This is a genomic window from Candidatus Marinimicrobia bacterium CG08_land_8_20_14_0_20_45_22, assembly GCA_002774355.1.
GTDB lineage: Bacteria > Fidelibacterota > UBA2242 > UBA2242 > UBA2242 > 0-14-0-20-45-22.
Genome location: PEYN01000173.1, coordinates 17,390 through 27,646, shown reverse-complemented (window position 1 = coordinate 27,646; position 10,257 = coordinate 17,390). Strand labels below are relative to the sequence as shown.

General features: G+C 45.2%; 8 protein-coding genes, 2 tRNA genes and 1 pseudogene. 3 read left to right on the top strand and 8 right to left on the bottom strand.

What is annotated here, in order from left to right; all coding sequences use genetic code 11:
• Window positions 1-1,980 precede the first annotated feature (1,980 nt).
• The 6 genes and pseudogenes from COT43_10190 to COT43_10165 form a co-directional block, all read right to left on the bottom strand.
• A pseudogene (locus COT43_10190) lies at window positions 1,981-2,127 on the bottom strand (transcriptional regulator).
• Window positions 2,128-2,412: 285 nt separating this feature from the next.
• Window positions 2,413-2,769, bottom strand: a complete 357-nt coding sequence (locus COT43_10185) for a hypothetical protein (protein PIS27521.1) — start codon at window positions 2,767-2,769, stop codon at window positions 2,413-2,415.
• A 3-nt stretch (window positions 2,770-2,772) separates the two neighbouring features.
• Entirely contained in the window at window positions 2,773-3,045 is a 273-nt protein-coding gene (locus COT43_10180; protein PIS27520.1) for a hypothetical protein, read from the bottom strand.
• A 165-nt stretch (window positions 3,046-3,210) separates the two neighbouring features.
• Window positions 3,211-4,473: a hypothetical protein gene (locus COT43_10175; GenBank protein PIS27519.1), complete on the bottom strand. Its 1,263-nt coding sequence runs from the start codon at window positions 4,471-4,473 to the stop codon at window positions 3,211-3,213.
• 73 nt (window positions 4,474-4,546) lie between these two features.
• The gene (locus COT43_10170) at window positions 4,547-4,885 is read right to left on the bottom strand and encodes a hypothetical protein (protein ID PIS27518.1); all 339 of its coding nucleotides are present in this window, start codon (window positions 4,883-4,885) and stop codon (window positions 4,547-4,549) included.
• A gap of 3 nt (window positions 4,886-4,888) precedes the next feature.
• A complete protein-coding gene (locus COT43_10165; GenBank protein ID PIS27517.1) occupies window positions 4,889-5,677 on the bottom strand; it encodes a hypothetical protein in 789 nt (262 codons plus the stop codon).
• A 293-nt stretch (window positions 5,678-5,970) separates the two neighbouring features.
• Here COT43_10165 and COT43_10160 point away from each other — a divergent pair, with 293 nt between their 5' ends.
• Window positions 5,971-6,726, top strand: a complete 756-nt coding sequence (locus COT43_10160) for a hypothetical protein (GenBank protein PIS27516.1) — start codon at window positions 5,971-5,973, stop codon at window positions 6,724-6,726.
• A gap of 59 nt (window positions 6,727-6,785) precedes the next feature.
• Here the strand turns inward: COT43_10160 and COT43_10155 are convergent.
• Window positions 6,786-6,875: transfer RNA gene (locus tag COT43_10155), tRNA-Ser, on the bottom strand.
• An 11-nt stretch (window positions 6,876-6,886) separates the two neighbouring features.
• Window positions 6,887-6,968 (bottom strand) — tRNA-Pro (locus COT43_10150).
• Between the two features lie 187 nt (window positions 6,969-7,155).
• On the opposite strand from COT43_10150, the gene COT43_10145 reads away from it, so the two are divergent.
• Together COT43_10145 and COT43_10140 are read left to right on the top strand one after the other, a co-directional pair.
• Window positions 7,156-8,571, top strand: a complete 1,416-nt coding sequence (locus COT43_10145; protein PIS27515.1) for an 8-oxoguanine deaminase — start codon at window positions 7,156-7,158, stop codon at window positions 8,569-8,571.
• 88 nt (window positions 8,572-8,659) lie between these two features.
• Window positions 8,660-10,249 (top strand): peptidase C69, encoded by a 1,590-nt coding sequence (locus COT43_10140; GenBank protein ID PIS27525.1) that lies wholly within the window; start codon window positions 8,660-8,662, stop codon window positions 10,247-10,249.
• Window positions 10,250-10,257: the final 8 nt, after the last annotated feature.

Below are 10,257 nucleotides of genomic sequence, written 5' to 3'. Positions count from 1 at the left end.
ATTCAATCCGTCTGCGCTGAGAAAGACGACGAATTCTTTGGCAGTTGAATCAGGCTTGGTGACGATTCTGAGTGAAGTTTCGCTTTCGGTTTTAACGCCCCACGACTTCGGCGTCGCCGGAATGCGCGTGTCCTTGAGATAACCCGGTTGGGTCATGACGCCTTCTTCGCCGCTGAGTATTTTATAGCGATTGATGTCCATTAAAATGTCCACGGCGCTATTCTGAACCGAATCGACATATAAATTTGCGTTCAGAAACCGGATTCCATGGCTGTAATCGACATACGAATTGATGTGTCCGTTATACAATGGCTGAATCGGCGAGCCGTTCAATTGGTGCCAGCCATAAATCACGACGTGATCGGGGCGCGTCGGATCGGTGATTTTGTTGCTGATGACCACGTCTTTTTTCGTTCCGCCGACGATTTGTCCGAGTTGGCCGCCAGCCACGACAAACTGGGATTCAATGGCGGTGTTGTGTGCGACGAATTTCGGAACGAGTTCGTTAGCATTTCCAACGGGTGTGTAAGTCACGGGTGCGAGTTTGACATCAGCGTGAGTGTAAATATTATCGACCAATTTTCGGGTCGGCATCGTCGCGCCAAATATAACGGCGAGTCTCTGCGCCGTGATCGGTCCCATCGGAATCCGGCAGAAATCGTCGTTCGAGCCGATCGCCAAATAATCCGGCATGGTTTGATATGTCACGGTATGGGAATTTCCCTGCGTGTCGGTAAAATTCTCGGTTATTGGTACGAGATAGCGCAGAAATTCGGGAATATTTCCTGCCGAGATTTCATTGAAGATTTCCACTTCGCGCTCTGCAAAAGTCATGTTCAGGACTTTTTGCATAAAGGCCGAACCGGTCAGAGCATCAGTAGATCGTGGTGGAATATTTAAAACCGGCAAAACCTTTGCGGCATCCTGAACAAGCGGCGTGTAGGCGCGAGCGCCGTAATAAATGTAATCGACGCCTTCGTGAACCGTTCCGGAAACCATTCCCTGAATATGCCCGTTGAGTTCAACCTGAACGGTGTGCAGGATTTTTCGCTCGGGATTTTGTTTCAGCAGGATTTTGATCCGCCCGTCCAGCGCGACGTAATTGATAAAAACGTCGTTGCTATCTCTGGTGAATGTGAAATAATTAGCTAAATATCTCTGCATCAATCGACTGCGATACCAGGTACCTCCGGTCGCCGAGACGATTGGCGCTCCGTTGTAAAGTGCGATGCTGTCGTTATAGGCGATGATGCTCAGATAATGGTTCGGCGAGGCGTTTAGCCATGCTAATAGTTTTGCGCCGTAATCGTTGGTATAATTGTAATCACTGTCGAGAAAAGAAATACGGTCGATCTCGTCCGGTATCGCCGTCACGGCGTTCATATATCCGAAGGTAAAACTGCCGCCGCCGCTATGTCCGGTGAGAACGACGAACGGATTATATGCTTTGAACATGCTTTTTAAGGAATCGACGACACTTTTGATGATCGCCGCGTTATTCGCGTATTTGCCGCGCCATGTCGGCCAGCTTTTCTGAACGGTTTCCAGATAGACGGTGACGACATTGTATTCGGTAATGTGATTCCTGAGAAACCGCGTCTGCGCGCCGATGTGCTGGATGTCGTAATGCCAATCGTCGCCGGTCTTCAACACTTTTCCGATCGTCTGGTCGGTTGTATTGCCGTTAGGTAAAGCGAAAAGCACTAATCCGACCGGTAAATTGGAGTTGAAAGACATCGGAGCGGGCGCGTTGATCGTGATGATGATTTCCGGATAAAACGTGTAGGTTTTGGTCTGTTCGGAATAAAAAGGCGACGCCGAAAATCCCGGCATATAAACCGGCTCGGAAAAAGCGGAAGAACCGATTATCGTCAAAAACACGATTAACAAAGCGAAGTCGAAAAAGATTCGAGAATGTGGAAAAATTCTCATATTTTGCCTCTGAATAATTGGAAGAATCGTCTTATTTGGCCGGAGCGTAAAACAGTCCTTGGGCGAGACGACCTTGCCTTGCTTTTTTAGCGCGGCGATGATTTTTGCGACCTCGTCCTTACTCATGCCGACGACTTTGGCGATGTCGCCCGCTTTTTTCATTGCGTCAAGAATCATTTGCTCTTTGTCTGCCATAATAAACTCCCGATTGGATAGTTTTAAATAAACGATCAATTTTAAAACGCATAAAGAGAGAATGCAAGCCGAAACCGGAAAGTGGGATATTTTTTTGCAGGATTATGAAAAATACTCAATAATAGATGGGGAAAATTCAAATGGTGAAAGACCAGAACATTTGTAAGATAAATTCATTTCAGCGGGAAATTGACCCGAAAGGTTTTTTGGGGAAAATATTTGTTTCTTTTCGGCACGGCATCGAAAATTTAGTGATCGGCAAGACGACGAGGATTCAGGACTTTGTTAGGTAATACGTGATATGAAGTTGAACTGTATATCTTCGGCAGTTTTTTCGCTTTTCTCCCGCGAGAAGAGATTGTCCACTGCGCAACTGCCTTCGATCTCAATGCCAAGTGCATGCGATAGTTTAATTCCAATACCGCCAGACAGTGTTGTACCGAATTCGTTTCTGGCGGAAGAACCCACTAAGATTACTGTTGTGTTACTGATCGCCGTGATTTTTTTCTTACTGAAATGATTCGTTAAAAGTTCGAATCCAACGAAAGATGTAATCGACTTTTTCAGGAAATTCCATCGAACTCCACCGTTAAAAGAATAAATATCCTGCTGTGTATCCAAACTGGATAACGTTGAAACCATTGCTCATGAATACGGCGGCGGGAAAATTCGTAGAGAGTCGGTGCGACCATCCAAACGGTTGAAAGTAAAGCCGCCAAGAAAAGCAAACCGTCCGGATCTGGTCGTGTATCTCAACCCGAAATCGAGCGCCGGACCGCTTTCTATAAACTGGTTATTCGTTAATGATGGAGCCGGAAAGTCAGGTAACTCCTTATACCGGATATCGAAAGTCTGTTTCGATCTCATTTGCGTCCAGCCGCCTCCGACGCTGAAACCGATCGACTGGGCGGAGAGCAAGTTGATGCCAAGCAGGAGCGGAAGTATTATTTGAAGTCTTTGTCTTGGAATCCCTACCATGGTAAAATGTAATTTTGGCGATTTAAAATGAAAGATAAAATATTTACTGCAGACAATGTAAAAAATGCACAGGTCGGAGTAAAACCGGTTTCATATCATAGAAGGTCAAAAAGAATATCCGATTCCTGCTTTCACCAACGTCTGCTTGCGATATTCGCCGGAAAACAGATGACTGTCGGCGACGGTGAGTTCAAGCGAAAAGTTTTTTAAGTTTAAAGTGCCACCTGCCATCAGATAAACCGCTTTAAACTTATTATTCCATTTATCACTGAAATCAGTACGGCGGTAATGAGTATAAAACACCCCGCCTGAAAGATTCAAATTCTTACAAGCAGGGAAGCCAATATTGACGGCGAATTCCGGTTGATTTTTCACGGAATATGCTGTGTTTCTCCAGAAAAGATAGGACAGGTTGCTGGAGAAATAGAGTCCGCACGGCATCTCCAGATAAACCCCTGTATGAAATTTATCAGGGATTTCGCCAAGTCGTGTCCCAAAGAAATCGAACCTTGTAATTCTTGTTGTGGGATTATCCTTTCTATCATCGAAATTGGTATCATCAAAAATTTTCTTGAACCGCACAAACGTTTCATAATAGGCGCCGATACTGATCCGTGGAATGATCTCAGTATGGACGATATAACGGATTCCTGCTGCAATGTTAAAAGCATCGATTGTTTTTTTGAATACTTCACTCGTCCCATATAGGTTATCCAAGCTATCGGAGTCCATCGTTATTCCGTATTGTTGATAGAGATGATATTGATTGTAGTTAACCTGAAGTCCAATGCTCAATGATTGGGATTCTAACCGATATTTGCCGAAATCATAGGCAGCGATACAAGAATAATGATGAACAGATTCTCTCACTTCTGAGTGGAAGGTATAGGGACCAATATACCATGGTTCGTAATAAAAATTAGAAGTGAAGTGATAAAGAAACTTCGAATTATAAACTTGATCCATCGCCAGTCCCAGATGAAGGTTTCTAAGAGTAACTGTCAATCCAGCCGATTGCGGTGCGGTATTGAATATCCGCTGATGCTTGGAATCGGCTATCCACACCGAACGTATTTTGGTGTCATATTGATAGGAGAAGCCAAAACCGCGTTTCAGATCGACCAATGCCGCCGGATTAACGGAGTTGATTGTCGTTAGCGTTGCCAGTGTGCTTGGATTGTAACCCTTTCCGGAAAGAGCATCGATGACGTAACCCTGAGGTAAATACATTGTCAGAAAAGGTCCTTTAGGCGCTGAGCCTGAGCAAAAGTTTGTTAGAGAGAACAGAACAATTGTGAGAATGGTCAGAACTTTTAATGTGTGATCGGAGGTTTTAGCCGTGTGCTGGATTTCAGGTGGTCTGAGCATTTGATTCTCCTGAAAAGAGTTGTCGATTAAAAACGTAACAATATATAACAAAACTTAAAAACATGGGTGTGGTTTATTTCACCATTACCATTTTTCCGATTAATTCGGCGTTGTTTATTTGGATTTTATAGAAGTAGATACCGGCGGGAAGACCTCGTCCGTTGTCAGATTTTCCGTCCCATGAGATGTTGTAGCGTCCGGCGCCATTAACAGGAAATAGAAAGGATCGTACGAGCGAACCTTTCAGATCGTATATTTTCACTTTGGCAGTTTGGCTGAATTGACGATTGTCATCTAACCAGATGATCGTTGATGGATTGAATGGATTCGGGAAATTGCCATTCAACAAAAAAGAATTATAATTGTCGGGTTCCTGATGAATCGCACCGACGTCCGGCTTGAATTCATCGATAAACTACCAAATATCAGTTTTTCCGTTCGACTCATGTTCCCATAAGTAAATCAGAGAGTCAGATGTCACCATAACCTGCGGTTTTCGGTCGCCACCTTCAGTGTTCGAAAGATTAATAATATCTGGAAACGATTCATGAAGGACCAGCGCTTTCCAAAAGATCTCATTATTGCCTGGAATCGAATCGGAATCGAACACTACAAAGAAAGGTGTGAAATTCCCCGATGCGTTTTTTGTGATTATAGGATAAGTCAGTGCAAATGGATTTACATAGTTGCAGATATTATTTTGCGAAACGCTATTGAACCTGCCGTTGGCCTGGACTTTCCAAAATCCGCTGATTAAAGTTTGATAAATGACAAATTCAGGATCAAAGCCAAACCGGGGACTGATGTCGTTATCTCCGGAAGATATTTTTTGGATAAGCCATGTCGGTTGCGGCGAGTTATGATAGTGATATTCGGCAAAGAAAATGTTCTTTTTGCCGTCGATCTCTTTGACATATAAAATGGACGCAAATTGTTCATAATCGTCGTCAAAAAGAACCGGGCTACTGCATCCTCCGCTATCTAAAAGGATTGGTGTATCGTAATCGTCATAATCCGGTATGAGTGTTTTCATATATAGATTACCGCAGTCAATGTAGGCAATCCGATCCCAGTTCAGCGAAAAACTGTCGTCGCTGTTAATAGAATCGCAAAGTATCGTAACCTGACCCAAAGAGTCGTTAATAAATGTTCTCGATGATACCGGATCGGTCTGATTTTCCCAGCAAAGATGATACTCGTTCAAATGATTATAAATAGGATAGGTTGGATATCGAAATTGATATTTTCACCGGGGATGGTAATTAGCGGTGCTGATGCCCGTACTTGCCAGACACCAATCTTAAACGTCACCAGTAACATGATGAAGAATCGTTTCATCGCCTACCTCGTTATTTTCTTATTGCAGTTCATTACAAAAATAATCTACGAGTCCAGATGATAAATGTCAACTTGGTTCTGGTGAAAACAGGCTTGAAGTCCTCTGAAAATTCCGTAGATTCTTGTTGGCTGTGCTGAATTTTGAGAATGGAGTGAATTATGAGTGATTCGTCTAAATTTGTGCCAGTCTGGCACAACGAATATAATGTCCGATCTTACGAGATTGATATGCACCGACAGATTAGGTTGCCGGTGCTTTGCCAGTTATTTCAGGAAACGGCGATGCATCATACGATCAATCTGGGCGTCAGCATCAAAGACCTGATTAAAAAGAATATGATCTGGATTCTTTCGCGGCAGATAATCCATATTGACGCTGTGCCGAAGTGGACGGATACAATCCGTGTAGAAACTTGGCCGACGGAGAATGAACATTATTTATGCTTTCGTGATTTCAAGGCGCTGAATCTAAAGGGTGAAGTAACAGCACGCGCGATGACGTCCTGGTGCGCCATCGATTTACAAACCCGCCGACCTCAACCGTCGTCGTCATATCTTCCCGCCGATATGCCGCAAATCGCCGAACGAGCCTTCCCCGGTCGCCAATTGAAAAAGATCGAATCTGTTGAAGAAATGCGATTTCAGGAGCCGTTTCGGGTGCGGTATTCGGATCTTGATTTCAATATGCATGTCGGAAATGTGAAGTACATCGAATGGATGATCGATGCTTTTGCCCCTGATTTTTTCCGGAATTTGTGTCTAATCGAATTGGAAATCAATTATCTCGCAGAAACCTGGTATGGAGATGAGATTGAATCGGGCAGTCTGGAGAATCGACAAAATCAGTTTATTCATGAACTTCGACGGAAAAGCGATGGGACAGTTCTGTGCCGGGCAGAGACAAAATGGGGATAAAGTACGCCGAGGCGCTTTGCGCCGAGGCTGTTTCTTACGATTTAACAAAAAGTGAAAATTGGCGGAGAGGGAGGGATTCGAACCCCCGTTCCGATTACTCGGAAAACGACTTTCGAGGCCGCCGCATTCGACCGCTCTGCCACCTCTCCTAAAATCACAATCGTAGCGGTGACTAGATTTGAACTAGTGACACATGGCTTATGATCCCGAAAGATCGGGACTAACCACTGAGCTACACCGCCGTTTTCAAAGACACATGGCTTAACTACAGAATAACTCGGATACTTCCAAGAAGCGGCGAAATTTAAAGAAACATTTTTCATCAAACAAGATTAGCGGTGTGATTTTTATAGATTTCCTTTCAACAAAATATTTTATACATTCCTGCGATATTTGATACATTTTTAGACATTCTTCAGGATATATGTTATGACAAGTTCCATTCTTATTCAAAACCCGCTCTGCTGTGCGACAATGAGCGAAAATCGACCTGCTTCCGATGATATAAATTGTTTTCGGGGCGGACATATTTTCATCGAAAACGGTAAAGTCAAATCTTTTGGGAGCGGAACGTTTAGCAGTTCTGCTGACCGGATAATCGACGCCAGCCGAATGGTCGTGCTTCCCGGCTTTGTGAATACGCATCACCATTTTTTCCAAACATTAACGCGGAATATCTTTTCAACACAAACATCACAATTATTCGATTGGCTAACCACCAATTATGAAATCTGGCGGGAGTTGACCGGCGAGGCGGTATTTATCAGCGCTAAAATCGCCATTTCCGAACTGCTTAAATCCGGCTGTACGACAACCTCTGACCATCTTTATCTTTTTCCGAAGGAGTCTCAAGCCGGTTTGATCGATTCAGAAATTCTCGCGGCTCAAGAAATGGGGATGCGTTTTCAGCCAACACGCGGCTCAATGTCGCTGGGAAAATCCAAAGGCGGACTCCCGCCGGATTCGGTGATTCAGGATGAACAAACGATCGTTGATGACATTCGGCATTTGGTAAAGAAATATCATGATACATCGTTTGGTGCCATGATACGTATTTCGCTCGCACCGTGTTCGCCATTTTCCGTCACGCAAGAATTGATGAAAAAGACCGTGGAATTGGCGGAGGAATTTAATCTTCAGATTCATACACATTTGGCGGAAACAATCGATGAAAAAACATTTTGCATCAACCAATTCGGCGTTCGTCCGTTTGATTACGTGAAACAGGCTGGCTGGATTCGGAAGAATGCATGGTTTGCGCATGCCATTCACTTGAATGATGCAGAAATTCGTGAAATGGGCGAAATCGGTGTTGGAATCTCGCATTGTCCAACATCGAATATGCGCTTAGGCTCGGGGATCGCCCGCATCAGCGAACTGCTTCAGGCTGGAGCGAATGTCAGTCTCGGTGTGGATGGTTCAGCGTCGAATGATTCGTCAAATATGTTGATGGAACTCCGAAATGCGCTTCTACTTTCGCGGCTGAGGGATCAGGATAAATGGCTGACCGTCTCTGATATCCTGTGGATGGCGACACGCGGCGGAGCCAATGCGCTTGGACGCGATGACATCGGCGAAATCGCCGTCGGAAAATGCGCTGATCTGATCTTAATCGATCTCGACCGCGTCGAATATGCAGGCGCTCAGCATGATCCGTTAGGCGCAATCCTGTTTTCTATTCCACTTCAGCCGGTCGATTATTCCATTATCAACGGGAAAATCGTCGTCGATCAAGGAAAAATCGTCGGTTTGGATGAATCCGCGTTGATTCAGCGTCAGCAGGAAATTTCTGACCGGATGGTCGAATCCGCTGAAAAGCGAACGGGGAAACGATTGAGACGATAGTGCAAATCGAAATTAGAAAATTATAAATTGAATATAGAAAATTGTTGTAAGGAGAGACGTAATGAAGTCGGGGAAAAATTTTATCTGGATGGGAATCGCCGGGCTGGTGTTATACTTTTCGTGTTCGCTTTTTGGACAGACGCGAATGGATTACGCCGATTGGGTTAATGGTCGTCCAGACGGTTGCACATCGATTACAGTTGGGAATAAAGCATCAATGGACGGTTCGGTGATGACATCTCACACTTGCGACAGTCACCGAACTCGTTCGTCAATCGATATTATGCCGCCGCAGAAATTCAAAAAAGGATCAACAACGATGATGGGTAAACGCATCGATTTTGATTCTCTGGCGATGCCGTCCTATACTTACATTCCGCAAGCTGAGATTCCGCAGGTTGAATCGACTTTCGGATTCATTAACACGGCTTATCCATGCATGAACGATCATCAACTCGCGATCGGCGAATCGACATTCGGCGGACGTGAATCGCTAAAGTCGGGAAAAGGCTTGATCGATTGTCAGCAGTTGGTGAGACTGATGATCGAACGCTGTACGACCGCGCGGGACGCGATTCGCCTGGCGGGCGAGTTAACGAAAAAGTATGGTTACAGCGATGAAGGCGAATGTCTGACCATTGCCGATACGAAAGAGGTTTGGCATTTAGAAATTGTCGGACCCGGCAAGGGAAACGTTGGCTCTATTTGGGTTGCGCGCCGCGTTCCGGATGGGCATGTTTCCGTTAATGCGAACGCCAGCCGAATTCGCCAAATCGATCTGAACGACCGAGACTACTTTATGGCGTCCGAAAACATATACAAAGTCGCACAAGACAGTGGTTGGTGGAATCCAAAAGACGGTCCGTTCGAGTTTTGTTACGCTTACGATCCCGAAGGGCGCGTTTCCTACGCCGCGCGTCGCCGCGAGTGGCGCGTGCTCGATTTGGTCGCTCCGTCGCTGAAACTTCATCCTGATTCGGAGAATTATCCGTTCTCGGTAAAACCCGATACGCTGGTTGATCTTCACAAGATGGTTGCGATGTTTCAGGATTTTTTTGAAGGAACGGATTTTAATTTTGTCAAGAATATTACATGGACAAACAAAGAAGGAAAAACCGAGATTTCACCATTTGCCAATCCGTTTATGCCATACGAAATGAATCCAATTTTCAAAATCAACGGAGGTTGGGGCGGACTTGGTGAGAGGCCGATCGCTCGTTGGTACACGATGTATGCGACAATCACACAATCGCGCGACTGGTTGCCGAATGAAGTTGGCGGCGTCGTTTGGCTGGCGCTCGATAACGTCGCGTCATCGATCTATATTCCGATTTATTGCTCGGTCACCGATCTGGCAAAACCGTATAAAGTCGATGGCCGCGTGAAAGGTTTTTCGCGCGAGTCGGCTTGGTGGGCGTTCAACCGTTTAGGAACGCTTTCGGCTCAGCGTTGGGGCGACATGCGTAAAGATGTGACTACCGTCTGGAAACCGATGCAGAATCAGCTCTTGGCTGATCAACCGAAGATCGAACAGGAAGCCGTTAGCCTATTGAAGAAAAATCCATCCGAAGCGCGGAAATACCTGACAAATTATACCGTTCAGTGGGGAGAAAAGGTCATCGAGCGTGCGTGGCGGCTCGGCGATGAAATCTGGACGAAATACGACGAGAATTGGTAGAAATCGAT

What these genes read in the sequence shown, in the direction of transcription:
- COT43_10185 (PIS27521.1), bottom strand. Translation starts at nt 2,769, where the DNA reads ATGGTTTCAACGTTATCCAGTTTGGATACACAGCAGGATATTTATTCT.
- COT43_10175 (PIS27519.1), bottom strand. Translation starts at nt 4,473, where the DNA reads ATGCTCAGACCACCTGAAATCCAGCACACGGCTAAAACCTCCGATCAC.
- COT43_10160 (PIS27516.1), top strand. Translation starts at nt 5,971, where the DNA reads ATGAGTGATTCGTCTAAATTTGTGCCAGTCTGGCACAACGAATATAAT.
- COT43_10145 (PIS27515.1), top strand. Translation starts at nt 7,156, where the DNA reads ATGACAAGTTCCATTCTTATTCAAAACCCGCTCTGCTGTGCGACAATG.
- COT43_10140 (PIS27525.1), top strand. Translation starts at nt 8,660, where the DNA reads ATGGGAATCGCCGGGCTGGTGTTATACTTTTCGTGTTCGCTTTTTGGA.